The following is a 23,837-nucleotide window of genomic DNA, read 5'->3' on the forward strand; positions in this document are numbered from 1 at the left end:
TCAGTTGCTCCAGATGCCCGTAGCGGCGGTTTCGGTTGCATAAGTGGAAAAGTCTTTGGGGGCGCGGCCGAGCACGCGCTCGACGCCGTCGGTTAGCGCCTCGTTGCGGCCGTCGAGCACCTCGGTGAACAACTCGTTGAGCAGCCAGGCGAACTCGGCCGGCAACTCGTACCCGGCTACTGCGGCGGTGAACTCGGCATGCGAAATCCGTTTGAACCGAATGTCGCGGCCGCTCGCCTTGCCGATCTCGGCGATCGCGTCGGCGAAACTCAGCAGCCTTGGTCCAGTCAGCTCGTACAGCTGGCCGACATGGCCTTGCCGGGTGAGCACCGTCACGGCGGCGTCGGTGATATCGTCGGCGTCGACGAACGGCTCTCCGACAGTGCCGACCGGCAAAGCCACCTCACCGGCGTGCAGTGGATCGAGCAAAAAACTCTCGCTGAAATTCTGCGAAAACCAGGCGCAGCGCAGGATCGTCCAGTCGGCGCCTGAGGCCTTCAGCATCTCTTCGGCGCGTTGCGCTTCCGTTTCGCCGCGCCCCGACAGCAGCACCAGCCGGCGCACACCGCGCTCCACGGCAAGGTTGGCGAAGGCGCCGACCGCTTCGGCCGCACCGGGCACCGCAAGATCAGGATAGTAGCTGATGTAGACGGCGCCGACACCATCAAGCGCGTGTTCCCAGGTCGTGTTGTTTTCCCAGTCGAAGGGCGGCGTGCCCGAGCGCGAGCCGATCCGCACCGGCAGGCCTTGCGCCGTCAGCCTGTCCGCGAGACGACGGCCGGTTTTGCCGGTGCCGCCGAGGATCAAAGTCGGTTTTTTCGCTGTGTCGTTCATGGTGGTTCTCCTTTATCTAGAAAACATGAGCAATCCTCACATTTGCAAAACGTGATAAATCCTCGTATTTTGCGAGTCAAGCCAATTTATCGATCATAGCCAGGAGACAGTGATGGAAGGCTCGACCGTTTCGGGTTCACAGGATGGCCAGATCGCATCCCCGCGCCGGGCGCCAAGCCAGCAACGCAGCCGCGAGCGGGTCGAGCGGATGCTGGCCGCAGCCTCCGCGCTGATCGCCGAGCAAGGCAGCGATGCCATGCGCATGGGCGAAGTGGCGGAACGGGCCGGCGTGTCGATCGGTTCGCTCTACCAGTTCTTTCCGGACAAGCGGGCGATCGTCTGGGCGCTGGCCGAGCGCTACACCGCCGAAAGCCAGGCCTGCATCTCCGCAGCACTTGCAGAAGTCAGCGATGCCGAAGAGCTGCGACGGGCATTTTCGGAGCTGGTGGATATCTATTACGGGCTGTTCCTGGCCGAGCCGGTGATGCGCGACATCTGGTCGGGCACACAGGCCGACAAGGCGCTGCGCGAACTCGAGCTTGCCGACAGCCGGGCCAACGCCGAATTCCTCACCGCCGTGCTGAAGCGGCTGCGCCCCACCGCCGATCCGGCGGCGCTGGAAACGACGGCGTTTCTCATCTGGCAGATGGGCGAGGCCACCATGCGGCTGGCGATCTCGGTCGGGCGGCAAGAAGGCGACCGGCTGGTTGCGGCCTACAAGCGGATGGCGCTGCGCGAACTGGTCGGCGAATAGAGCCGGAGACTACCGGCCGAAATAATCCCGTAGCATTTCCGTGCGCTCATCTTCCGCGCACATCGCCATGCGGCCGAGGCTGAACCGGCCTCTATGAAGGGCGACAACGGCCAATGCGCAGTTTACGGTCGGGTCGTCCGCCGAAACTGCCAGATCCCGCAAGGCCAATTCGAAAAGGATCTGCCACGCAGTTTTGTAGTGCGGTTCGATCCAATCCGGAATCGGCGGGTTCCGGTCGTAGGCCAATCGCGCTTCTTCGATCGTCGCGGCCAGGCCGTAAGCTCCCCAATATACTGGAGTTTGGCCTTCGGAGATGCGAGTCAGTTCCACAACCGCGGCGTAAGATGCGTCTCCAACATCGCCCTGATGATGCAGTTCGTTCCAGAGCTCGTCCCAGACCGACTTGTCATCGTAGTGAACGGCCAGCCTTCGCAAGGCCGGTCGTGGATCATAAACGACCTTGTATCCGCCCGTGAGGCCGGACCATCGTTCATCGTTGAATGCCATCATGTCGCCGTCCTTCGCCAACCAGTCGACCCTCCTGTGCCGGGTGGCTCCGGTCAACAAAAAACCCGCCACGAGGGCGGGTTCCTGATCTGCGAAAGGCCTGGGGCTTAGAGGCCAAATCCTTCGAAACGCTTCTTGAACTTGGAGAGGCGGCCGCCGCGGTCGAGCAGGGTCTGCTGACCGCCGGTCCAGGCCGGATGGGTGGTCGGGTCGATGTCGAGGTTCATCGTGTCGCCCTCCTTGCCCCAGGTCGAACGGGTCATGTATTCGGTGCCGTCGGTCATGACGACCTTGATGGTGTGGTAGTCGGGATGGATGTCGGTCTTCATTGTGCTATTCCTGGTTCGCCGGCGCTGCTGACGGGCATAAAGCCTGCGTCGATGCGCCCCTTTTTAAAACTCGAAGCCGCAGCTATTGAGGAGCCACGGCTTTTAAAAACGGTCGGCGAGCCTATACATCAGCCGGAATTGAATCACAAGGCCGCGGCAAGCGCATATTAAGGCGCATACAAAAAGAGCCAGAGGAAACGGTCATGGCGCACACCAGCGGCGATGCAGACGAGCGTAGGCGCTCGCTCAAGCCGCTGCGGGGCCTGTTCCCCTATGTCACCCGCTACCGGAAGATGGTCATTGGCGCGGTCGTCTCGCTGACCGTAGCGGCGGCGACGACGCTGGCGCTGCCGCTGGCCGTGCGGCGCATGATCGACCACGGCTTTTCAGCTTCCGATTCCAGTTTCATCGCCGAGTATTTCGCCATGCTGGTGGTGATGGCTGCCTTGCTCGCCGCGGCGTCGGCCAGCCGCTACTATTTCGTCATCACGCTGGGCGAGCGCGTCGTCGCCGACATCCGCAGCGATGTCTTCCGCCATGTCACGACGCTGTCGCCGTCTTTCTTCGACACGGCTCAGTCAGGCGAGATTGTGTCGCGGCTCGCCGCCGACACGACGCAGGTCAAGTCGGCGGTCGGTGCCACCGCATCGGTGGCGCTGCGCAACGTCATACTCGGTCTCGGCGCCGTGGCGATGATGGTCTTCACCAGCCCGAAACTGTCGGGCCTCGTCATTGCCGCTATCCCGGTGATCGTGCTGCCGCTGGTCGCCTTCGGCCGCTCGGTGCGGCGCAAATCGCGGCTGGCGCAGGACACGCTGGCCGACGCCACGGCCTATGCCAGCGAGCAGATCGGCGCGGTGCGCACGCTGCAGGCCTTCACCAACGAGAAACTGGTCACCGGGAATTTTTCATCTGCCGTGGAAGCCGCGTTCGAGGCGGCGCGATCTTCGATCTTTGCCCGATCTTTCCTCACCTTCTTCGCCATCTTCATGATCTTTTCCTCGGTGGTGGCGGTGCTGTGGTTCGGATCGCGCGACGTGCTTGGCGGCACGCTGTCGCCGGGCACGCTCGGCCAATTCCTGCTCTATTCGGTGTTCGCCGCCGGCGCCCTCGGTGCGCTGTCGGAAGTGTGGGGCGAGCTTGCCCAGGCGGCGGGTGCTGCCGAACGGCTGACCGAGATCCTGGCCGAGAAGCCCGCGATCCAAGCCCCCCTGCATCCGAAACTGCTGCCGGCGACGGCCAGAGGCGCAATAAGTTTCGACGACGTATCCTTCTCCTATCCGGCCGGGCCCGACCGCGCCGCCGTCCACGGTCTGAGTTTCCAGGTCAAGTCCGGCGAGACGGTGGCGATCGTCGGCCCGTCGGGCGCCGGCAAGAGCACCGTCTTTTCGCTGCTTCTGCGCTTCTATGACCCCGAGATCGGCAAGATCATGATCGACGGCGTAAATGTGCGCGAGGCCGATCCCGTCGCCATACGAGAGCGCATCGCCATTGTGCCGCAGGATGTCACCATCTTCGCGGCCAGCGCGCGTGACAATATCGGCTTCGGCCGTCCGGACGCCAGCCAGGCCGAGATCGAGGCGGCGGCCAAGGATGCGCTTGCCGACGAGTTCATCCTGAAGCTCGAGAAAGGCTATGACAGCGAGGTCGGCGAGCGCGGCGTGACCCTGTCCGGCGGCCAGCGCCAGCGCGTGGCGATTGCCCGCGCGATTCTGCGGGATGCGCCGATCCTTCTGCTCGACGAGGCGACCTCGGCACTCGACGCCGAAAGCGAGACGCTGGTGCAGACGGCGCTGGAGCGGCTGATGCAGGGCCGCACCACCATCGTTATCGCCCACCGGCTGGCGACGGTTCTGAAGGCCGACCGGATCCTCGTCATGGATGGCGGCTGCATCGTCGAGGAAGGCACCCATCAAAGCCTCGTTGCCAGGGGCGGTATCTATGCGCGGCTGGCCAAGCTGCAGTTCGAAACCGGGGCGAATGCTTTCAGAGGTGCCGCGGAGCAGCATCGGGCAACCCTGACGGGGCCACCCTCCAGCCAGCCAACAGGCTGCTGAAGTTTTTATCAGCCACCGAAAACTGAGTGTCTGCTGCGCCGATAAGCGATGAAGAGTGGAACTCCGACGAGCAGGGACAGTAAAAACATGCTGGCGATAACTTGCCGTTGTTCCATGGCCGGATCGCGGACCTTCACCTTCGCCAGCGGCGGGTCTTCGTAAGTAAAATCATACTGCCACTGGAGGTTGTCGGCGATGTCGTCAACGGATTTCAGATAATCGACGATCGCCTTGGCCGGCACCTCCGTCTCCAATGTCTGGAAGTTCCAACCAACACGAAATTCGGTTGGGGTGTTGCTCCAGGATGCCTTGAGCGAGACATAGGGCGTAATGACGTCCTTTATCTGCTCCCCGGAAAACCTGGCTTTCAGATTGCGCAGGACGATGCTGTAGCGCTTGTAAAATGGAGTGCCGAGAGAAATAGGACCGATCCTGCCGACCATCGTTGGCGTCGGAAGACTGCCCCCGAGATCGGCCTTGATGGTAAATTGCTTGGCAAGGTCGTTGGCCGCCAGCGCGTCTGCCGGCAACTGGTAACTCTCTTTTACACTCAGGACGTTGCCGTCACGGCGGTCGATGATATCCAGTCCGGCGATGCTTCGGATACCGGGATACTGCTTGCTGTAGTATTGCAGATAGGTGTTGGAGAGATCGGTCAAGGACTGGCTGGCCAGTTTTTGACGCATCCAGTCGGCGTAGGCGTCTTCATACATCGAGAAGACCGTCAGCGTCAGCGGGTCGCCCGACTTCCTTGGAAAGTCGAACTGTTCCTCAACCTGGACCGACGGGCTGGTAAGCACCGGACTTGGCATCTTTTCCAATCCGCCAGTGCTGGAAAGCGGCAGCGCGAAGCCGTAGTCGGCTTGCACGAAATTGTGCGCCTTACCCCCTTGAAGATCGTTGGTGGCGTCCAGCCAATATGTCTGGGTTCCGATCTTTACCTTCACGATAGCATGATCGAAATTGCTAAGCGCCGGCAGATGCTGATCCAGGGCCCGTCCCTGGTCGAGATCCGCCAGGGCCACTTCGGCAGAAATGCCAAGTCGCACGAGCGACGAAGCAAGCAGCAATGCCTTGTCTTTGCAATCACCAAATCCGCTACGCAGGACAGTCGCAGGGTCGCGCGGAATGTGAGATCCGGCACCGATCGACAGGCTGACATAGCGTATCTGATCCTGCACCAACTGCATCGCCTGGACCATCCGGTCCGCGGGTACCGGATGCTTGATGGCTATAGCATCGAGCTTTGCGGCGAAGTCGGCAGGAAAGCTGGTGACGGGCTTATAATGGGCCGCAACTGCATCGACCACACTTTGCCAATTCGCCGTGGAGGATACATCGACAGAGCCCCAGGCCGGATACTCTGCCGGCAGATTGTCCTCAACCTTGACCGGTTTCGGGTTTGCAATTTCCCACATATAGACACTGTCCGATCCCGATGAAGAGATCGAAGGCCGGAGTTGGGTTCCCCGTGTCTTGACGTGCAGCGGCTGTGCGGTCGGCCAGGTGATAATGGTCCTGATAAGCGCTACCGGTTCTTCCCATTCGGACGCGAAACTTTTGAAGAAAAGCTCCTTCCCGACGAGCGGGGTTACCTCATAGGTCGATCCATAGTCGATGATGTCGCCGACGCGCACGTCATCGATATTGGCATGCGCTGTCAGCCAGCCATCGAAGACGCCTTTCTCGGCGTCTTTTTCCTTGCGGAAAATGTCGAATTTGACGTCTTCCAGTCGGTCCAGCACGGCACCATCGCGGATGATTTGAAGATGGTTGAGCGTGACCTTGTGCCGGGACGGGTCGAACTGCAGATCGATCCCCGCGCCCTGTTCGAGGCCGGGACGGTCGACGATCTTGTAGACAGTGCGCCAGTATTCAACATAGCCGACGGCGCGGTGATTGATCTGATCGTCCGAGAGCAGCCATGAAATGCCGTTTTTGACCTGATCCGATCGCGCAGGGTCGGCAGCCGGAATATCAACCTGCTTTACCCAGCTTTCCGTCGGGCCCCTGAGAACCATGTCGTCGGACATGGCGGGAGAATTCAGGCCGATCAGCAGGCCGAAAAGGATGACGAGGCACCGGAAAGACTTGACTTCACGAAAACTGATACAGGCCGACATCTGCCCCCGCAGACTTGAAGAAAGCCCTTTTTCTGTGCCTTTCCAGCCAAAGTAAAGCCTGGCCATGCAGGTTTTTTGCAGCCTCCGATAGCAGGAAGCGACTTTGGGTGTGGCGTATTCAGCCGCCGTACCGCTTGCGCAGATGCTGGGTGAAATGCACTGCATTGAGCTTTTCACCCGTCGCGCGTTCGAGCAGGTCGGGTGTCGACCAGCGCGAACCTTGCGACCAGATCCTTTCACGGCGCCAGTCGTTGATCGCCGCGAAATTTCCCGTGGCGAGGTCTTCGTCGACCGAAGGATGGTCTCTGGTCAGCGCCGCCCATTGCTGCGCCGCCATCATGGCGCCCAGCGTATAGGACGGGAAATAGCCGAAGGCAGCACCCGGCCAGTGCACGTCCTGCATCGGCCCGTCGGCCGGGTTGTCGATGGTCGACAGGCCGAGATAGTCGCGCATCTTGGCCTCCCAAGCCTCGGCCAGGTCGGCGGCCTCCAGCCGTCCCGAGACAAGCTCCTGCTCAAGCTCGTAGCGCAGGATGACGTGCAGCGGATATGTGACCTCGTCGGCGTCGACGCGGATCAGCCCGCGCTCGACCCTATGAACATGCGGCAGGATGTCGTCGATCGACCAGGTCTCGCCCAGCTGCCGTTCGACCACCGGCAGCGCCCAGCGCCAGAATTCGGGGTTGCGGCCGATCTGCTTTTCGACGAACAGGCTCTGGCTTTCATGCACGGCCATGCCGCGCGCTTTGCCAAGCGGCCAGTGCGCCCATGCCTTCGGCAGGTTCTGTTCGTAAAGCGCATGGCCGGTTTCGTGCAGCACGCCCATCAGTGCCGACAGGAAGTCGGAGGTCTTGTAGCGGGTGGTGATGCGCACGTCGCTCGGCACGCCGCCGCAGAACGGATGATGCGAAACCGAAAGCGAGCCGTGGGTGAGGTCGAAGCCGACCGCCGCCATCATGGCGAGGCCAAGCTCGCGCTGCTTTTCGATCGCGTAGCTGCCCGAAAGCGGCTTCAGAGGGTTTTTCGCCAGCCGCTCTTCCTGCACGGCCAGTGCCTCCGGTACGAAATCCCTAAGGAAGGTCTTCAGCTCGGCGAAGACCGGCGTGATGTCGGCGGCGCGGTTGCCGGGATCGTACTGCTCCATCAGCGCGTCGTAGGGATCGAGGCGGAGCACGTCGGCGCGAAGTGCTGCTTCCTCGCGCACCAGCGCCACGACGCCTTCGAGCGCCGGCAAAAATCCTGCCCAGTCGTTTTTCGCGCGCAGGTCGCGCCAGAGCTGCTCGGAGCGCATGCGCGCGGTCGTTTGGCGCTCGACGAATTCAACCGGCAGGCAGGTCAGGTTGGTATACTGCCGCCGGAATTCCTTGACCGCTGCCTGCTGTTCTTCGTTCAGCGTTTCCTGCTCGGCCGCAGCGATCCAGTCGGCGATCTCCGGCGCGGTCGCTCTGGCGTGATGCATGCCGGCCAGCGCCGACATTGCCTCAGCGCGCTTTTCGCCGCCGCCGACGGCCATGTGGGTCGCCTCGTCGGCGCCGAGAATGGCGAGCGCATGCTCCAGCGCTTCGAGCTTGTGACCGAGGTCGTCGAGTTTTTGAAAGGACATGGTGGGTTCCGCTGAATTTGAACGGCGGGAAAAGATACCAATGCGCTGATATTGGCAACCCTGAAGGCCGTCGGCGATGGGCACATTGGTTGCTAGCACGATGCACGCCGCAATGCGTCTTGCGGGAGCGGTGGCGTGCGTGATCAATATCACAAGGCGGCGCCGTGCCGCGACGGGAGATGAAGCATGATCGCCAACGTGCTGGTCGGGTTGGTGGCGCTGATCCACCTCTACATCGTCTATCTGGAGATGGTGCTGTGGGATACGCCGCGCGGCCACAAGGCGTTCAAGCTGACGCCGGAATTCGCCAGCGCATCGAAAGTGCTTGCGGCCAACCAGGGGCTTTACAACGGCTTTCTCGCGGCCGGGCTGATCTGGGGCTTTACCTCGGCGAGGCCGGTTTCCAGATCAAGGTGTTTTTCCTGCTCTGCGTCGCTATCGCCGGCCTCTACGGTGCGGCGACGGTCGACAGGAAAATCCTCTACATCCAGACTCTACCGGCAGTGCTGGCGCTGATCGTACTTTGGCTGGGCGCATGACCCCGAAAAATCGGAATTGATGGGAAGGCGGCGGTTGGGACGCCACCTTCCGGCCGTGGGCCGTCGGTTCCGTAGCGTCGCGATGGATAGTTCCACCGCCGGCGGTTCTTGGCCCCGTGACAGAGCCTAGGAGCGGTCCTCGGCAAAGTGTAGTCAAAAAAGGTAATCTTTTCAGCCTTGCTAGCCCGCATCGGCGCACTAAATCGGCCGCCGCTGGAGCCGGGGCGATCAGCGCTCGGTCAGTTTCAGCTCGATGCGGCGGTTCTTGTTGCGTGCGTCTTCGGTGTCGGCGGGGTCGAGCGGCTGGAATTCGCCGAAGCCGGCCGCAACCAGCCGGTTGGCCGGCACGCCGTTTTCGATCAGGAACTTCACCACCGAGGTCGAGCGCGCCGTCGACAATTCCCAATTGTCGCGGTAGCGGCCGGTGCCCGATAGCGGCTTGTCATCGGTGTGGCCGTCGACGCGCAGCACCCAGTTGATCTCCGGCGGGATCTCCTTCTGCAGGTCGATAATGGCGTCGGCGAGCTTCTTCATCTCGTCCTTGCCGGCATCGTTGATCACTTCGGAGCCTGTCGGGAAAAGCACTTCCGACTGGAAGACGAAGCGGTCGCCGACTATGCGGATGTTCTCGCGATCGGCGAGGATCTCGCGCAAGCGCCCGAAGAAGTCGGACCGATAGCGGTTCAGTTCCTGCACCCGTTGCGCCAGCGCGACGTTCAGGCGGCGGCCGAGATCGGCGATCTTGGTGTTGGACTCGCGGTCGCGCGTTTCGGACACGTTGAGAGCTTCTTCGAGCGCTCCGATCTGCCTGCGCAGCGCCGCGATCTGCTGGTTGAGGATTTCGACCTGGCTCAGCGCCTGCTGGCTGATCTGGCGCTGGTTGTCGAGTTCACCAGAAAGCGCCGTGGCGCGCTGGTTGGCCGCGTCGCCGGCACCGGCGCCTTGCGCCAGCAATTGCTCGAGCCGGCTCTTTTCCGCCTCCGACGCCGACAGCGACGCCTGCAAATTGGCGAGCGAATCTTCCTTGTCCTGCGTCGTCGAGCGCTCCAGCGCCAGAAGCTGGGTCAGTTCGTTTATCTGCAAGTTGAGGCGGTTGAGTACCGTGTCCTTGCCGGAGATTTCGCGGCCGAGCAGGAACTGCGCCAGCACGAAGACGGTGAGCAGGAACATGATCGCCAGCAGCAACGTCGACAGCGCGTCGACGAAGCCTGGCCAGTAATCGATACGGCGATCGGTACGCCGGCTCCTGGCGAGAGCCATGCTAATGGACTCCAGTCTTCTTCAGGGCGTCGGCGATCTTCTCCAGCGTATTGCGCATAGCCTTCTGCTCGTCCGACTGGGCCTCGACCCAGTCGCGCATGATCTGCTGCTCCGAGCGCATGTTCTTGACCAGGCCCGAAATGCCGTCGGCAAGATTGGCCATGGCGGTGGCGACACGCGGATTGGCGCCGCCGTTTTCCTGCATGTTGCGCAGCCTTTCCGACAGGACGCGGATCTCGTCGGAGGACTCGGCCTTGGGCGGTTCGGCGACGACGATGTCGGAGGACAGGTCGGTGACCGAGGACAGCCAGTTTTCGAGCTCGGTATAGAAGCGTGTCTGGGCGCGGCCAGCCTGCAGGTCGAGGAAGCCGAGCACCAGGGAACCGGACAGGCCAAACAGCGACGACGAGAAGGCGGTGCCCATGCCGGCGAGCGGCGCGGAAAGCCCCTGCTTCAGCGATTCGAGCACGGCGGCGGCATCGCCGGAGCCGGGATCGAGCGAGTCAATAGTTTCGCGGATCGAGCCGATCGTGTTGAGCAGGCCCCAGAAGGTGCCGAGCAGGCCAAGGAACACCAGCAGCCCGACAAGGTAGCGCGAGGTATCGCGGCTTTCGTCGAGGCGGGTGGCGATCGAATCGAGCATGGTGCGCATCGAGCTGGTCGAGAAGGCGATCGTCGACGAGCGGCCGATCATCGCCTTCATCGGCGCCAGCAGCACCGGCTCGGTTGTTTCGGAGCCGGCCCGAAAGGAGTTGACCCAGCGCACTTCGCGAAACAGCCGGCCGACCTGCACGAAGGCCAGCAGGATGCCGACCACAAGCACGCCGATGATCAGGCCGTTGAGACCGGGATTGGTGGCGAAAGCGCTTGAGATCTGACGGGTCAGGATGGCGGCGATGAAGGCGACGATCATCAGGAAGATGACCATGGTCAGCAGAAAAACCTGCGGGCTCGACAATTTGTGCGGATCGTACATCAGGACGTCGGAGCGTCTGCCCACGCCGAAGGATTTGAGAAAAGCCATCCGTGCCCCGTTTCCGATGCCGCTGCCGTCAATTCACGTTTGACGGCGACTCTAAACGCAATTGTGACCAAATTGAATGGCGCTTGGCAATATTGCCGGCTGGACCATTGGCGTCAGAGTCGGTTGATGACCAGGCAGTCGACCATGGCGGCAAGATGCAGGCCGGCGCCGGTGACGACAAAGCCGTGCCACAGCGCATTGTGGAAGCGCAGGCCCTTCCAGGCGAAGAAGATGACGCCGCAGGAATAGACGATGCCGCCGGCAACGATCAGCGCGATCGACGTCGTCGGCAATGTCTGGACCAGCGGCTCGACAAGAACGATGCCGCTCCAGCCGATGGCGAGATAGAAGACGATCGCCAGCCGGTCGAAGCGACCTGGAAGAAGCACTTTGATGGCGATGCCGATCGCTGCCGCGACCCAGACCAGGACGATCATCGAGACGGCCAGCGGCGAGCCGTCGAGCTGGGCGAGGAAAGGCGTGTAGGTCGCGGCGATCAGCAGATAGATCGCGGCATGGTCGAAGCGCCGCAATATCCACTTGGCCGGCGACGAAACCGGCCACAGGTTATAGGCCAGCGACACCGACAGAACGGTGAGCAGCGAAACCACGTAGAAAGCGGCGGCGATATATTCGCCCGGACCGGCATGGAAGGAGGCCAGCGCCAGCAGCGCCGAGCCGGCGGCAATGGCGAGTACGATGCCCACCGCATGGACGATGCCGTCCGCGATCATTTCGGCGCGCGAATAATGCCAGCGCCCCATGAAGGGGATTTCGATCCGGGATTCGGGGCCGGTATGCGTCATGAATGATCCTGCATCCCCTTATCTGGACGAATGCCGGACAGTATTTCAAGCTTTGGTTGCGGTTTTGCGACTGCGGCGGTTCAGCGCGCCAACTCTGCTAGCTGTGCTTAGCGCGGCGTCACCGGCTTCCTGACGGTTTTCAACAGCGCGCGCTGGATGATCTCGTTGCCGGCGACGATCGAGCCGCCATCCAGCATGTTCTGCCCGCCGGCGAAGTCGGAGATGAAGCCGCCCGCTTCGCGGATCAGCAGGATGCCGGCGGCGACGTCCCAGGCCGACAGGCCGGTTTCCCAGAACCCGTCCATGCGGCCGGCAGCGACGTAGGCGAGATCGAGCGAGGCAGAGCCGAGGCGGCGCACGCCCGAGACTTCGGCCATCACGTTGCGCAGCTCGACCAGGAAATTGCCATGCTGGCCGCGCCCGAGATGCGGCACGCCGCAGCCGATCACCGTGTCGATCAGCTTGGTGCGGCCGGCGACCCGCAACCGGCGGTCGTTCATAAAGGCGCCGCCGCCGCGCTCGGCAGTGTAGAGTTCGTCCATCGCCGGATTGTAGACGACGCCGGCGACGATCTGGCCCTGACGCTCCAGCGCGATCGAGATGGCGAAGAGCGGAATGCCGTGCAGGAAATTGGTGGTGCCGTCGAGCGGGTCGACGATCCAGCGGTGCTGGCCGTCGTCGCCTTCGATCAGGCCGCGCTCCTCCATCAGGAAGGCGTAGCCCGGCCGCGCCTTCGACAGCTCGGTGAAAAGGATGTCTTCGGCCTTGCGGTCGGCCTGGCTGACATAGTCGCCCGGCCCCTTCATCGAGACCTGCAGGTTCTGGACTTCGCCGAAATCGCGCGACAGCGAGCGGCCAGCCTTCATGGCGGCCTGGACCATTACATTGAGGATCGCGGAACGCGCCATTGTACTTTTTCCTGCTGCGCTTTTTCCTGCTGCCGGGCGCTTTAGTCGGCGCGGCGCACGTAAGTGATTTCGTTAGTGTCGACGATGATACGTTCGCCCGACCCGATAAACGGCGGCACCAGTACGCGGATGCCGTTCTCCAGCATCGCCGGCTTATAGGATGAGGCGGCCGTCTGACCCTTCACCACCGGATCGGCCTCGGTGATGGTCAGCGTCACCTGGTCGGGCAGTGAAATGCCGATCGGCCTTTCATCATAGAGCTGGACCGTCACCATCATGCCGTCCTGCAGGAAGGCGGCGCGATCGCCGACGAAATCCTTTTGCAGTTCAAGCTGCTCGTAGCTTTCGGTGTCCATGAACACAAGCGCTTCGCCCTGCTCGTAGAGGTAGGAGAAATCCTTCATCTCCAGCCGGATCTGTTCGACGGTTTCGGCAGAGCGGAAACGCTCGTTAAGCTTGGTGCCGTTGATCAGGTTCTTCAGCTCGACCTGGTTATAGGCGCCGCCCTTGCCGGGCTTGACAGTGTTGGTCCTGACCGCCACCCACAGGCCGCCATCATGCTCGATGACGTTGCCGGGACGGATTTCGTTGCCATTGATCTTGGCCATGATGATGTGATCCGGAATGAGATTTTCGCGATGAAAGCGATTTGGCGCCTCCAAGACCACAAATCGCCAGGAGAGGCAAGGGAGTGGACAAGGGAGTGGGCAGGAGGGGGAGTAGGGGCGGAGCCATTCCCTCGTCAGCATTCGCTGCCAGATAATTCACCGTCCGCGACGCTTACGGCAGGCGGTTGGCCTTCTGCAGCGCCTGCTTCGTCTGGTCGTCGGTCAGGCCCTGCAGAAAATCGTCCATCTGCGGATCGATCAGCCCGGCGCGCCGTGCGACGACGTACCAGGCGCCGGCAAGGATCGGATCCGGATCGGTGCCGATGCCGCCCATGTAAAGCTTGGCAAGGCGGTTCTGGGCGGCGACATTGCCGCTCTCGGCGGCCTGTTTCATCCAGCCGAAGGCGGACTTCAGGTCGCGGACGCCACCACGTCCCTCGATCATCCAAGCGGCGAGATCGATCTGCGCCGTATCATAGTTCTGCCGTGCTGCCTGCGCCAGCAGGCCGCGCGCTTGAACATCGTCGCGCGGCTTGCCGCCGACGCCATTGGCATAGACCTGCGCCATCGCATATTGCGCGTCGGCAAGGCCGGTCGCGGCGGCGCGCTGATAGTAGGACACGGCCTTCGCGATGCCGGAGTCGCCGGGGTCCTGCTGGACCAGCAACTGCGCGAAATTGAACTGTGCCAGACGGTTGCCGGCCTCGGCGGCGGCCTGCATCAGCGCGTAGGCCCCCTTTTCGTCCTTCTTGACGTAGCGGCCGTCGAGCAGCATCAGCGCATACTGGAACTGCGATTCTGGTATCCCCTGCTCGGCGGCAAGCGCGTACCACTTTGCCGCCTCCGCAGCGTTGACCGGCACGCCAAGACCGCGCGACAATATCTCCGCTACCAATGTCTGCGCCGCCGGGTCGCCGTTTTGGGCGCGAGCCAAAGCGAGGTTGTAGGCCGTCTTGTAAAGGCCGCGCTGGAAAGCGCCATAGGCAGAATCCGACGGCTTTGCACCGAAGCGGTCGGGATTGATGGCGTCGGCCGACGGCAACGGGGCCGTGGTGGCGGGCTGCGGCAGCGGCGCGGCGATCGGCTTGTCCGTGCTTGCACCGATGTCGGGCTTGGCTTGCGGCAAGGGGGCGGTTTCCGCCACGGCGGCCTGCACCGTGAGCGCCGCAAGCAAAGCACCGAAAAGGATTGTCCGCGCCGGCACGTCAGTCCTCGAAACGCGGCGCGGTTTCGTCGAGCAGCGCATTGGCGCTGGCGACTGCCATCTTCGGGTCGACGCCGTCGGCAAAGACGGCGCTGGACAGCGCCACGAATTCGGCGCCGGTGGCAGCTACCGCTTCGACCGAGGCGAGGTCGGACCCGGCCATGACGATGCAAGGGATCTGGATCACATCGGCCCACCATTGCCCCAGCGACAGGTTGCGCGGGTGCGGCTCCGGCTTGTTGTCGTAGCCGAAGCGGCCGAAGAAGATGTAGTCGGGCCTGAGCTCGCCGAGTTCCAGCGCATCGTCGCGTGTCTTGGCGCCGCCGGTGCCGACCATCATTTTTGCGTGAAAACGTTCGATCGTCTCGGCGAGTTCGGCCTTGCCGACCTCGACATGGATACCATCTGCCTGGACGCGGCCGGCGATGCGGGTGTCGCCGGCAATGACGACGGCAACGCCTGCCGCTTGCGCCGCCGGCACGATCTGTTCGGCGAAGGCCTGGAAGGAGACCTCGTCCATGCCGTTCTCGGGCAGGATCAGCGAGGCGACGTCGCCGCCCTCGAACGCCGCGCCGATGCGCTCAGCCGGCACGCCGGGCGGCGCGATCAGCACGATGCGGCAGCGATTTGGAGGCGTTGCGTCGTTCATTGGTTTCGATCCCGGTTTTCGCCTATGCCGGGCGAAGATGGTTGCATTGCGGCATAAAGCAAAGTGCCGGCCTTGAACAGGCGGGCGGGGCAGGATCATTGGCGCATGATTGTCGTCCGGCGACGTTCTTCGCTCACTTGACCGCCTGGGTGCTCTCGGCTGGGATCTTCGATTTCCACAGTGTCCAGCCAAGATTCATGCCGGCGGCAGCGACCAGGATGGCGGCGGCGCCGACGATCTGGGCCGGATGCAGCCGGTGGTCGAAGGCGACGACATCAACCAGGATCGCGACCACAGGGTAGATAAAAGACAGCGACCCCTGCAGATGCGTCGGCAGTTTCTGAATGGCGCCGTACATCAGGATGTACATCAGACCGGTATGGACGACGCCAAGCGTCGTCAGCATGCTCCAGCTCCACGCATCGGCGGGAAGGTGGGAAAGGTTGGCGAAGGGTGCCAGCATGACGACGCCGACGCAGACCTGGATCAGGGCGATCAGGTGCGGTGGCGTGCCTTTGAGCTTCTTGGTGACGATGGCGGCGACAGCCCAGAAGAAAGCCGCACCCAGCGCCATTGCGATGCCGGTAAAATAATCCGTACCGACATTGCCTGTGCCTGTATTAGGACCTGCATCGGGCCCCACATCAGGCGAGGCCTGCACGATCAGCAGCATGCCGGCGAAGGCGATGCCGAGCCAGGCCAGCTTCGTCATGGTCAGCCGCTCTGAGAAGAAGAGCGCGCCAAAGCCGACCAGCATGAAGGGCTGGGTGTTGTAGACTGCCGTGGCGATCGAGATCGAGGCGTGGGAAAACGAACTGAACAGCAGCAACCAGTTGATGACGATGGCCGCGCCCCCGAGCGCCGCAATCGCCACGATGCGCAGCGACAACCTGCCGCGCAGCAATCCCAGGGCAGCGCAGATGATCAGCAGCGTTATCGCGCCGAAGGCGCAGCGCCAGAAGACGACGTCCATGATGGGCTCGCCCGACATGACGACGAACCATCCGATCGTGCCGAGGATGGCCATTGCGGCCATCATCTCGATTGTGCCGCGTACCGTGCTGTCCATGAAGATTACCTCTCGAATTCTGATGGTTGATAATCCCATGCGGCACCAGCGCTTCCCATGTTTTGCGATAGGTGATATGCCGGCCGTGCCTAATTAAATAAGGTGACGGCGGCCTTTTCATTGGGAATGTCAAATGCTGGACGATCTGGACCGACGCCTTCTCGAAATCCTGATCAAGAATTCGCGAACCTCATTGAAGGAACTGGCCCAGCAGGTAGGACTGTCGTCGCCGAGCGTGGCGGAACGGCTGCGCCGGCTGGAGGATCGTGGCGTTATCAGGGCTTTCACCGTCGAGATCGACCCGCAAGCGCTCGGCTACTTGCTGCAGGCGATCGTTCGCATCCGGCCCTTGCCGGGCAAGCTGCATATCGTCCAAAAGCTGATCGAGGAGATCCCGGAGTTTGGCGAATGCGACAAGGTGACGGGCGACGACTGCTTTGTTGCCCGGCTGTTCGTGCGCTCGATCGGCGATCTCGACAAGCTTCTCGACCGTATCGCCGACAAAGCCGAAACGAGCACAGCCATCATCAAGGCGCAGCCGATCCGGAGGCGCCCGCCGCCGCTTGCCGCGACCGCCATCTCAAAACCGTAACAGGCCTCAGCACTCACGACGCATCGCATTGTGTGCACATTTGCGGTCGCGGCGCGAAAGTTTATCGGCTATTCCAGCGTCTATACGCTTTCCCTCCAACTGCTCCCCGCCGATGTCAGGTCTTCTGCTCGATCCCTGGTTCTATGCCGCCGCCATTCCAGCCGTCATCCTGGTCGGTCTGTCCAAGGGCGGCTTTGGCGGTGCGGTCGGTTTCATCGGCGTGCCGCTGATGGCGCTGGCCATGCCGCCGGTGCAGGCCGCCGCCATCCTGCTGCCGATTCTATGCCTGATGGACATCGTCTCGGTGTGGACATGGTGGGGTGTCTACGACCGCAAGATGCTTACGGACATGATGCCGGGGGCGGTAATCGGCATCGGCCTCGGCTGGCTGACCGCGGCGCTGGTGACAGCGGAAATGGTGCGGCTGATCGTCGGCGCGGTGGCCATTATCTTCGTGCTTCGCTGGGTCTATCTACAGATGCGGCACGGTGCGAGCCACTCAGCCGAGCCCAACCGCGCGGCTGCTGCCTTCTGGGGGACGGTCGCCGGCTTCACCAGCTTCGTCGCCCATGTCGGCGGTCCGCCCTTTCAGGTCTATGCGCTGCCGATCCGGCTCGATCCGAAAGTGCTGTCGGGCACCGCTGCAATCTTCTTTGCCGCCACCAACGCATTGAAGCTCATCCCCTATTTTGCGCTGGGACAGTTCGATACCTTGAACCTGACCGCGTCGGCGGTTCTGGTACCGCTGGCGCCGCTTTCGACCATCGCCGGCGCCTGGCTGGTCCGGCGGATGCGGCCGGAACTGTTCTACCCCTTCACCTACGCAACCGTGGCGGTCGTTGCGCTCAAGCTGCTGTGGGACGGGATTGCCGGCCTTCTCTAGATTGCCAGCCATGGAAGCTGCCGGCAGCCGAGTCGCCAGCAGCGTCACGGTAGATTTCAGGCGGCGCTAGGCACCAATCGGCGCGTTCCGCCGAGGGCGAGAGCAACTCCGGTGGTCAGGACCAGCGCTATGCTGCCCAGGATGGGGGCGAGCGGCGCATACTTGCTCCGTCTCGCTGTGAGGAGCGGGCGTTTAACGCGGCGCCTGTTTCGGAGCGATGTCGCGTGAGCGGCCGCTTTGTTTCAACGTCCTATGAGACACGCCGTAACGGCATCGTTCAACGATTGCGCAATCGCGTCACGCCGTTTTCTGCTATTCTGGCACTGCCGGGGAAGGGTCGGGCGCGATGCGGCATCGTCCAGAAACATTGCCGATGCTAATGCGCCGATGCCGGGGACCCGGTGGCGGGTCGACCGCCTGAATTCAACCCATTCCCATGACGGGAAAGGCAAACCGGGGGATACTATGCAAAAGGTAGCACGAAATTTCTTCACGCTGGCCGTCGTCTACGCATTGTTCGGGATGGCGCTCGGACTTCAGATGGCGATCAGCAAAGACCATGCGCAGATGCCGACCCACGCCCACATCATGGTGGCCGGATGGCTGATGTCGGCGGTGTTTGCCTTCTTCTACCATCTGTTTCCGGCAGTCGCGGAAAAGAGGCTTGCCACCGTCCATTTCTGGTTGACGGCAATCAGTGGCATCGGCCTGCTGATCGGCCTTTATATCATGCTTGCCGGCAACCCGGCGATCGAGCCGCTGGTGGCAACGTCCTCGATGGGTTTTTACGCGGGATTGCTGCTGTTTGCCTACATCGCACTGCCGGTGGTGTGGAAAGCCGAGCGGCTTCCTGAGGCCCAAAAGGCGTGAGTATTGTGCTGTTACGGCACAGGCGGGCGGCGCTCGATCAAAAAATTTCCGTGCCGTTAAGGCTTCATTAAGCTTTACAGGCGTTTACTATGTACATCCAGTGATCTGGATTCTTACCGAGTGGTTGGAGCCACTTTGTTTGACGCCTCCCTGTTAAACTCCTGAGAGCCGCCTTACCCGCGGCTCTTTTTTTGCCCGTGATCCGGATGGCCTGGGGGCCTGCGCCGCCGTTAACCGTTTGTTAAACATGTGCTTGCCTTCACCCGCCCCGAAGCGCATTTTCAAGTCTCGGTCATATAGGGTGCAGGACGTGACGGCGATGACGCCGAATCGACCGGCTGTAAGGCAAGTGCAGGGCGTATCGATGAACGACTCTTCGAAGGGAAGCGCGAAAACCATCAAGCTGGCGGAGCGCCGGGTTTTCTCCCAATCCTTCAAGCCGCTGTACCAGGAAGGCATGGGCCTAGTCGAGCAGGCGGCCGAATATCTGGACGGCAAGGGCCGGGCCGAGGCGAAGAAACTGTCCAGGCTGGCGGCGACGCTCTATGCGGCTGAATCGATGCGATTAACCACGAGGCTGATGCAGGTCGCCTCCTGGCTGCTTTTGCAGCGCGCGGCGAATTCCGGCGAGATGACCCGCGATCAGGTTGCGTCCGAAAAATCCAAAGTGCGTCTCGACACCGCTTCCGCCAACAACGATGCCGCAGGCTGGGTCGAACTGCCCAAAGATTTTCTTGACCTCGTCAACCGTTCGCTGCGCCTGCAGGCGCTGGTGCGTCGTATGGACGAGGAAATCTACGGCAGCGAAATGGCCGACGTCTCGCCATCCGGCCGCCGCGTCAATCCGGTTTCCGACCAGATCACGCTGCTGAACACGGCTTTTGCCCGTGGCTGACAGGCTGCTTGATAATTCTACTCCGCCGGACACCTGGCGCAGTTTTCTGCGCTTGCCTACAGCGCCGCGCGTCTGGGGACGCGCAAAGGACGGTGTAGCACTTAGATTTTGCGCATGACCCTTTTCCGAAAATCGACTCCGATTTTCAGGGGTCATGCGCGGGCTCACCGACCCAAATGTCCGCTCCGCTTCGGTTCTCGAAAACCACGCCATCTGCCTCGTAAGAGCGAATTCTTAAACAGCCTATGGGACGCTGTGGGAACCCTGTTTCTGGTTTGTTCACATTTCGCTGGCATCGCTGTCCGCCAAGGGTAGACTTGGCGAATGGGGGAAGCGATTCGCATCATCGGCATCGATCCGGGGCTGAGGCGTACCGGCTGGGGCATCGTCGAGAGCCTCGGCAATTCGCTGCGCTTCGTCGCCTCCGGCACCGTGCGTTCCGACGACAAGGCGGCGCTGGCGACGCGCCTTTGCCAGTTGCATGATGGGCTCGCCGAGATCCTGCATGCCGCCATGCCGCACGAGGCGGCGGTCGAGCAGACTTTCGTCAACAAGGATGCGGCAGCGACGCTGAAGCTTGGCCAGGCGCGCGGCATCGCCATGCTGGTGCCGGCGCTGGCCGGCCTGGTCGTTGCCGAATATGCGCCCAACGCCGTCAAGAAGGCGGTGATCGGCGTCGGCCACGGCGACAAGAAGCAGATCCACATGATGGTCAAGGTGCTGATGCCGAAGGCGAGTTTCGACACCGACGATGCCGCTGACGCGCTGGCCATTGCCATCTGTCACGCGCATCACCGGCACAGTGTTGCCTATAGGATGGCGCTGGCCGGATAAGTTTGTTCTTGACCTGTTCTCGGTTCGGCAATAAGTAATACCAACGAGGTATTACCATGCGTGTGACCAGCAAAGGCCAGGTGACGATCCCGAAGGAGATACGGGATCATTTGGGGATTGGGCCGGGCTCCGAGGTGGAGTTCGTGCCCACAGACGACGGCGCTCGTGTTGTTGCGGTCAACGAAAACATTTCCGAAGAAGAGGCCTCTCGCAAATTCAGCCAACTGCTCGATCATATGGCCGGCACGTTGGACTTGGGAGGCATGACAACGGATGAGTATATGGAGTGGCTGAGGGGTCCACGTGAAGATCTCGACATTGATTGACACAAATGTCCTGATCGATGTTTGGGGTCCTGCCGGACAGGAGACGAAGTGGTCGGCGTCAGCGATCACAGCATGCCGGCGCGATGGTACACTCGTCATCAATACAATCGTCTGGTCCGAACTCGCGCCGCTGATAGCGACCGAGCCGGCACTCCGTAAAGCAGTGGAAACGCTCAAGATGGATCGCGAACTCTTGCCATGGGAAGCGGCATTCCTCGCCGGTGTAACGCATTCCCGCTATCGCCGCGCTGGCGGGGTCAGCGAACGAACCCTGCCGGATTTCTTTATTGGAGCCCATGCGGTTGTCGCTGGGCATCGTCTGCTGACGCGCGATGCCGCCCGCTATCGCAGCTACTTTCCGGATCTCGATATCCTGTCTCCTGAAACCTATCCATGAGGGCCCTGGATCGATGAGAGCTTTGGCATGATCGGCAAGCTCAAAGGCACGCTGGAAGAGATCGACGAGGATTTCTGCATCATCGACGTGCACGGCGTCGGCTATGTCGCCCACTGCTCGACGCGCACGCTGGCCGCCTTGCCGGCCCCCGGCGAGGCGGTGGCGCTGTTCATCGAGACCTATGTACGCGAGGATATGCTGCGGCTCTACGGTTTCCAGTCGGTGCTGGAGCGCGAATGGTTCCGGCTGTTGATGAGCAATGTACAGGGCGTCGGCGCCAAGGTGGCGCTGGCTATTCTGTCGACGCTGGCGCCGGCCGATCTCGCCAATGCTATCGCGCTGCGTGATATTGCCATGGTCAGCCGCGCGCCGGGCGTCGGCAAGAAGGTGGCCGAGCGCATCGTCACCGAACTGAAGAACAAGGCGCCAGCCTATGCGGGCACTGCCTCCGGCACCATCGGCCTGAAGCAGGAACTCGGCGAAGGCGTCGCACCGGCGCCGATCACCGACGCCGTCTCGGCGCTGGTCAATCTCGGCTATTCGCGCGACATCGCCGCCAATGCGGTGGCGGCGGCGCTGAAGAGCGCCGGCGAGGATGCGGATGCATCGAAGCTGATCCGCTTCGGGCTGAAGGAACTGGCGCGGTGAGACTGTGCTTGTCCCGTTCCCTACCCTGTGCAAGGAAAGCGGCATGAGCCTTTCGCCACGCCTCATCGCTCCCGATAAGCGCGGCGAGGATGCCGAGCAAACCTTGCGGCCGCAGACGCTCGGCGATTTTGTCGGCCAGGCGGCGGTGCGGGCCAATCTCAAAGTGTTCATCGAGGCCGCCAAGGGCCGCAGCGAGGCGCTCGACCATGTGCTGTTCGTCGGGCCGCCCGGCCTCGGCAAGACAACGCTGGCGCAGATCATGGCGCGCGAGCTCGGCGTCAATTTCCGCTCGACCTCCGGCCCGGTCATTGCCAAGGCCGGCGATCTCGCAGCACTGCTCACCAATCTCGAAGACCGCGACGTGCTGTTCATCGACGAGATCCACCGGCTCAACCCGGCGGTCGAGGAAATTCTCTATCCGGCGATGGAGGATTTCCAGCTTGACCTGATCATCGGCGAAGGGCCGGCGGCGCGCTCGGTCAAGATCGACCTAGCCCGTTTCACCCTCGTCGCCGCCACCACCCGGCTCGGTCTTTTGACCAATCCGCTGCGCGACCGCTTCGGCATCCCGGTCCGTCTCAATTTCTACTCCGTCGAGGAACTGGAGCAGATCGTGCGGCGCGGCGCCCGCATTCTTGGCATGCCGCTCGGCGACGACGGCGCGCTGGAGATCGCGCGACGCGCGCGCGGCACGCCGCGCATCGCCGGCCGGCTGTTGCGCCGCGTGCGCGATTTTGCCTCCGTCGCCGGCGACGGTCATGTCGACCGGCAGATCGCCGACGAAGCGCTGACGCGGCTGGAGGTCGATGCGCTCGGTCTCGACGCGCTCGACCGCCGCTACCTCTCGATGATCGCGCGGAATTTTGGCGGCGGGCCGGTCGGCATCGAGACGATCGCGGCAGGGCTTTCCGAGCCGCGCGACGCCATCGAGGACATTATCGAGCCCTATCTGATCCAGCAGGGATTCATCCAGCGCACGCCGCGCGGCCGCGTGCTGACCGCCAATGCCTGGCGGCATCTCGGCCTCGATGCGCCGAAGGACTTGGCGCAGCAGCAGATCAGCCTGTTCCAGGAAGAGTAGCGTCCGCGCGGCGTTGCGGCTTCATTCCTGCGCAAAATCTCCTAATCCTGGTCAGCTTGCCGGCGCATTTGCGGGCTCTAACGCTTCGTTCGTGGGACCGTCCGTCCCACGAACGACGGAGCTGAGCGATGATCACCAGACGTGGCTTCCTGCGCCTCATCGGCGGCTCGTTCTTATCGGCCGTGTCGCTCAGCGCTTATGCGGTTGGCCTCGAGCCGATGTTGTTGACGCATGTGAAGCGCTATTCATTGACGCCGCCAAACTGGCCTGCAGGATTGCGGCTTCGCGTCGTCGCTCTCGCCGATATCCATGCTTGCCGGCCATGGATGACGCCGGAGCGGATTAGGTCGCTTGCCGAACGGGCGAACAGCCTGCAGCCGGATCTGATTGTCCTGCTTGGCGACTATGCAGCCGGCACACGCCTGGTTTCGGACTGGGTGGGTTCCTCCGAATGGGCGCTGGCCTTGTCAGGACTGAAGGCGCCGCTCGGCGTGTGGTCAATCCTTGGCAATCACGACTGGTGGGAGGACCTTTCTGCGCAGAAAGCCGGGTTCGGCCCGACGGTGGCGCGCAGGGCGCTCGAAAGTGCCGGCATCCCGGTCCTGGAAAACGATGCGGTGCGCCTGGAAAAAGACGGGCATGGCTTCTGGGTCGCCGGACTTGCGGACCAACTTGCGCTGCGGCCGGGCAAGGCCTGGGGCCGCAGCAGATTCAAAGGACTGGACGACCTGCATGGCACGCTGGCAAAGGTGCGCGACAAGGCTCCTGTTATCCTGCTGGCGCATGAGCCGGACATATTCCCGAAGGTCCCGTCACGGGTATCGCTGACGCTTTCCGGTCATACCCATGGCGGACAGGTGCGGTTGCTCGGCTATTCTCCGGTCGTGCCATCCCGCTTCGGCAACCGTTTTGCCTATGGCCATGTTGTGGAGGAGAACCGTAACCTGATCGTCTCCGGAGGGCTCGGTTTCAGCATCCTGCCGGTGCGTTTTGGGATGCGCCCAGAGATTCTTTCGATCGAACTGGATTCAGCCTGA

Annotated in this window: 25 protein-coding genes and 1 pseudogene; 13 read left to right on the forward strand and 13 right to left on the reverse strand. The window is 62.3% G+C overall.

Annotated features, from left to right (window positions below; translation table 11 throughout):
• Positions 1-834, reverse strand: coding sequence for an NAD(P)H-binding protein (locus EOA78_RS07010; RefSeq protein WP_127314488.1), 834 nt, complete (start codon positions 832-834; stop codon positions 1-3).
• A gap of 112 nt (positions 835-946) precedes the next feature.
• On the opposite strand from EOA78_RS07010, the gene EOA78_RS07015 reads away from it, so the two are divergent.
• A complete protein-coding gene (locus EOA78_RS07015; RefSeq protein ID WP_127314489.1) occupies positions 947-1,588 on the forward strand; it encodes a TetR/AcrR family transcriptional regulator in 642 nt (213 codons plus the stop codon).
• A gap of 9 nt (positions 1,589-1,597) precedes the next feature.
• Here the strand turns inward: EOA78_RS07015 and EOA78_RS07020 are convergent, their stop codons facing one another.
• The gene (locus tag EOA78_RS07020; RefSeq protein WP_127314524.1) at positions 1,598-2,098 is read right to left on the reverse strand and encodes a hypothetical protein; all 501 of its coding nucleotides are present in this window, start codon (positions 2,096-2,098) and stop codon (positions 1,598-1,600) included.
• Positions 2,099-2,202: 104 nt separating this feature from the next.
• Complete coding sequence (gene rpmE, locus EOA78_RS07025) at positions 2,203-2,424, reverse strand: 50S ribosomal protein L31 (protein WP_006327661.1); 222 nt, start codon at positions 2,422-2,424, stop codon at positions 2,203-2,205.
• Between the two features lie 203 nt (positions 2,425-2,627).
• On the opposite strand from rpmE, the gene EOA78_RS07030 reads away from it, so the two are divergent.
• Positions 2,628-4,481: an ABC transporter transmembrane domain-containing protein gene (locus EOA78_RS07030; protein WP_127314490.1), complete on the forward strand. Its 1,854-nt coding sequence runs from the start codon at positions 2,628-2,630 to the stop codon at positions 4,479-4,481.
• 8 nt (positions 4,482-4,489) lie between these two features.
• Here EOA78_RS07030 and EOA78_RS07035 read toward each other — a convergent pair whose 3' ends face one another.
• Positions 4,490-6,670, reverse strand: coding sequence for a DUF3857 domain-containing transglutaminase family protein (locus EOA78_RS07035; RefSeq protein ID WP_164783663.1), 2,181 nt, complete (start codon positions 6,668-6,670; stop codon positions 4,490-4,492).
• Positions 6,671-6,722: 52 nt separating this feature from the next.
• Entirely contained in the window at positions 6,723-8,207 is a 1,485-nt protein-coding gene (locus EOA78_RS07040) for a carboxypeptidase M32 (RefSeq protein WP_127314492.1), read from the reverse strand.
• Between the two features lie 186 nt (positions 8,208-8,393).
• Between EOA78_RS07040 and EOA78_RS07045 the strand changes: the two are divergent.
• Positions 8,394-8,746, forward strand: a pseudogene (locus tag EOA78_RS07045) (DUF1304 domain-containing protein).
• Between the two features lie 228 nt (positions 8,747-8,974).
• Here EOA78_RS07045 and EOA78_RS07050 read toward each other — a convergent pair.
• From EOA78_RS07050 to EOA78_RS07085, 8 genes are all read right to left on the reverse strand, one after another.
• On the reverse strand, positions 8,975-10,006 hold the full coding sequence (locus tag EOA78_RS07050; protein WP_029348904.1) for a peptidoglycan -binding protein: 1,032 nt from the start codon (positions 10,004-10,006) through the stop codon (positions 8,975-8,977).
• 1 nt (position 10,007) lies between these two features.
• Positions 10,008-11,030, reverse strand: coding sequence for a MotA/TolQ/ExbB proton channel family protein (locus EOA78_RS07055; protein ID WP_127314493.1), 1,023 nt, complete (start codon positions 11,028-11,030; stop codon positions 10,008-10,010).
• A gap of 113 nt (positions 11,031-11,143) precedes the next feature.
• Positions 11,144-11,836, reverse strand: coding sequence for a hemolysin III family protein (locus EOA78_RS07060; RefSeq protein WP_127314494.1), 693 nt, complete (start codon positions 11,834-11,836; stop codon positions 11,144-11,146).
• A 107-nt stretch (positions 11,837-11,943) separates the two neighbouring features.
• The gene (locus tag EOA78_RS07065) at positions 11,944-12,744 is read right to left on the reverse strand and encodes an inositol monophosphatase family protein (protein ID WP_127314495.1); all 801 of its coding nucleotides are present in this window, start codon (positions 12,742-12,744) and stop codon (positions 11,944-11,946) included.
• A 41-nt stretch (positions 12,745-12,785) separates the two neighbouring features.
• Positions 12,786-13,352 carry an elongation factor P gene (efp, locus tag EOA78_RS07070; RefSeq protein WP_065011342.1) on the reverse strand — a complete coding sequence of 189 codons (567 nt, stop codon included), beginning with the start codon at positions 13,350-13,352 and terminating at the stop codon, positions 12,786-12,788.
• 172 nt (positions 13,353-13,524) lie between these two features.
• Positions 13,525-14,556 carry a tetratricopeptide repeat protein gene (locus EOA78_RS07075; RefSeq protein WP_245477418.1) on the reverse strand — a complete coding sequence of 344 codons (1,032 nt, stop codon included), beginning with the start codon at positions 14,554-14,556 and terminating at the stop codon, positions 13,525-13,527.
• Between the two features lies 1 nt (position 14,557).
• Positions 14,558-15,205, reverse strand: a complete 648-nt coding sequence (locus EOA78_RS07080) for a thiamine phosphate synthase (RefSeq protein WP_127314497.1) — start codon at positions 15,203-15,205, stop codon at positions 14,558-14,560.
• Positions 15,206-15,338: 133 nt separating this feature from the next.
• Entirely contained in the window at positions 15,339-16,274 is a 936-nt protein-coding gene (locus EOA78_RS07085; protein ID WP_127314498.1) for a DMT family transporter, read from the reverse strand.
• A gap of 133 nt (positions 16,275-16,407) precedes the next feature.
• On the opposite strand from EOA78_RS07085, the gene EOA78_RS07090 reads away from it, so the two are divergent.
• The 10 genes from EOA78_RS07090 to EOA78_RS07135 all read left to right on the forward strand — a co-directional run bounded on the left by EOA78_RS07090 (position 16,408) and on the right by EOA78_RS07135 (position 23,837).
• Positions 16,408-16,866, forward strand: coding sequence for an Lrp/AsnC family transcriptional regulator (locus EOA78_RS07090; RefSeq protein WP_127314499.1), 459 nt, complete (start codon positions 16,408-16,410; stop codon positions 16,864-16,866).
• A gap of 112 nt (positions 16,867-16,978) precedes the next feature.
• Positions 16,979-17,749 (forward strand): sulfite exporter TauE/SafE family protein, encoded by a 771-nt coding sequence (locus EOA78_RS07095; RefSeq protein WP_127314500.1) that lies wholly within the window; start codon positions 16,979-16,981, stop codon positions 17,747-17,749.
• 465 nt (positions 17,750-18,214) lie between these two features.
• On the forward strand, positions 18,215-18,619 hold the full coding sequence (locus EOA78_RS07100; protein ID WP_127314501.1) for a hypothetical protein: 405 nt from the start codon (positions 18,215-18,217) through the stop codon (positions 18,617-18,619).
• 364 nt (positions 18,620-18,983) lie between these two features.
• The gene (locus tag EOA78_RS07105; RefSeq protein WP_127314502.1) at positions 18,984-19,514 is read left to right on the forward strand and encodes a DUF1465 family protein; all 531 of its coding nucleotides are present in this window, start codon (positions 18,984-18,986) and stop codon (positions 19,512-19,514) included.
• 324 nt (positions 19,515-19,838) lie between these two features.
• Positions 19,839-20,348, forward strand: coding sequence for a crossover junction endodeoxyribonuclease RuvC (ruvC, locus tag EOA78_RS07110; RefSeq protein WP_127314503.1), 510 nt, complete (start codon positions 19,839-19,841; stop codon positions 20,346-20,348).
• A 56-nt stretch (positions 20,349-20,404) separates the two neighbouring features.
• Complete coding sequence (locus EOA78_RS07115) at positions 20,405-20,674, forward strand: AbrB/MazE/SpoVT family DNA-binding domain-containing protein (protein ID WP_095517992.1); 270 nt, start codon at positions 20,405-20,407, stop codon at positions 20,672-20,674.
• Entirely contained in the window at positions 20,652-21,071 is a 420-nt protein-coding gene (locus EOA78_RS07120) for a type II toxin-antitoxin system VapC family toxin (protein ID WP_127314504.1), read from the forward strand. Before EOA78_RS07115 ends, EOA78_RS07120 begins: the two co-directional genes overlap by 23 nt.
• A gap of 27 nt (positions 21,072-21,098) precedes the next feature.
• Entirely contained in the window at positions 21,099-21,719 is a 621-nt protein-coding gene (gene ruvA, locus EOA78_RS07125; protein ID WP_127314505.1) for a Holliday junction branch migration protein RuvA, read from the forward strand.
• 43 nt (positions 21,720-21,762) lie between these two features.
• The gene (gene ruvB, locus EOA78_RS07130; protein ID WP_029348874.1) at positions 21,763-22,800 is read left to right on the forward strand and encodes a Holliday junction branch migration DNA helicase RuvB; all 1,038 of its coding nucleotides are present in this window, start codon (positions 21,763-21,765) and stop codon (positions 22,798-22,800) included.
• 128 nt (positions 22,801-22,928) lie between these two features.
• Positions 22,929-23,837: a metallophosphoesterase gene (locus tag EOA78_RS07135; protein WP_127314506.1), complete on the forward strand. Its 909-nt coding sequence runs from the start codon at positions 22,929-22,931 to the stop codon at positions 23,835-23,837.

The organism is Mesorhizobium sp. M5C.F.Cr.IN.023.01.1.1 (assembly GCF_003997585.1).
In the GTDB taxonomy this organism is placed as follows: Bacteria; Pseudomonadota; Alphaproteobacteria; order Rhizobiales; family Rhizobiaceae; genus Mesorhizobium; species Mesorhizobium wenxiniae.

Coding starts and splice junctions, on each gene's coding strand:
- EOA78_RS07080 (WP_127314497.1), bottom strand. CDS start 15,205: ATGAACGACGCAACGCCTCCAAATCGCTGCCGCATCGTGCTGATCGCG.
- EOA78_RS07095 (WP_127314500.1), top strand. CDS start 16,979: ATGTCAGGTCTTCTGCTCGATCCCTGGTTCTATGCCGCCGCCATTCCA.
- EOA78_RS07105 (WP_127314502.1), top strand. CDS start 18,984: ATGAACGACTCTTCGAAGGGAAGCGCGAAAACCATCAAGCTGGCGGAG.
- EOA78_RS07020 (WP_127314524.1), bottom strand. CDS start 2,098: ATGATGGCATTCAACGATGAACGATGGTCCGGCCTCACGGGCGGATAC.
- EOA78_RS07085 (WP_127314498.1), bottom strand. CDS start 16,274: ATGGACAGCACGGTACGCGGCACAATCGAGATGATGGCCGCAATGGCC.
- ruvB (WP_029348874.1), top strand. CDS start 21,763: ATGAGCCTTTCGCCACGCCTCATCGCTCCCGATAAGCGCGGCGAGGAT.
- EOA78_RS07040 (WP_127314492.1), bottom strand. CDS start 8,207: ATGTCCTTTCAAAAACTCGACGACCTCGGTCACAAGCTCGAAGCGCTG.
- EOA78_RS07135 (WP_127314506.1), top strand. CDS start 22,929: ATGATCACCAGACGTGGCTTCCTGCGCCTCATCGGCGGCTCGTTCTTA.
- EOA78_RS07090 (WP_127314499.1), top strand. CDS start 16,408: ATGCTGGACGATCTGGACCGACGCCTTCTCGAAATCCTGATCAAGAAT.
- EOA78_RS07115 (WP_095517992.1), top strand. CDS start 20,405: ATGCGTGTGACCAGCAAAGGCCAGGTGACGATCCCGAAGGAGATACGG.
- EOA78_RS07030 (WP_127314490.1), top strand. CDS start 2,628: ATGGCGCACACCAGCGGCGATGCAGACGAGCGTAGGCGCTCGCTCAAG.
- EOA78_RS07100 (WP_127314501.1), top strand. CDS start 18,215: ATGCAAAAGGTAGCACGAAATTTCTTCACGCTGGCCGTCGTCTACGCA.
- EOA78_RS07015 (WP_127314489.1), top strand. CDS start 947: ATGGAAGGCTCGACCGTTTCGGGTTCACAGGATGGCCAGATCGCATCC.
- EOA78_RS07010 (WP_127314488.1), bottom strand. CDS start 834: ATGAACGACACAGCGAAAAAACCGACTTTGATCCTCGGCGGCACCGGC.
- EOA78_RS07035 (WP_164783663.1), bottom strand. CDS start 6,670: ATGGCCAGGCTTTACTTTGGCTGGAAAGGCACAGAAAAAGGGCTTTCT.
- EOA78_RS07050 (WP_029348904.1), bottom strand. CDS start 10,006: ATGGCTCTCGCCAGGAGCCGGCGTACCGATCGCCGTATCGATTACTGG.
- EOA78_RS07055 (WP_127314493.1), bottom strand. CDS start 11,030: ATGGCTTTTCTCAAATCCTTCGGCGTGGGCAGACGCTCCGACGTCCTG.
- rpmE (WP_006327661.1), bottom strand. CDS start 2,424: ATGAAGACCGACATCCATCCCGACTACCACACCATCAAGGTCGTCATG.
- EOA78_RS07060 (WP_127314494.1), bottom strand. CDS start 11,836: ATGACGCATACCGGCCCCGAATCCCGGATCGAAATCCCCTTCATGGGG.
- ruvA (WP_127314505.1), top strand. CDS start 21,099: ATGATCGGCAAGCTCAAAGGCACGCTGGAAGAGATCGACGAGGATTTC.
- ruvC (WP_127314503.1), top strand. CDS start 19,839: ATGGGGGAAGCGATTCGCATCATCGGCATCGATCCGGGGCTGAGGCGT.
- efp (WP_065011342.1), bottom strand. CDS start 13,352: ATGGCCAAGATCAATGGCAACGAAATCCGTCCCGGCAACGTCATCGAG.
- EOA78_RS07065 (WP_127314495.1), bottom strand. CDS start 12,744: ATGGCGCGTTCCGCGATCCTCAATGTAATGGTCCAGGCCGCCATGAAG.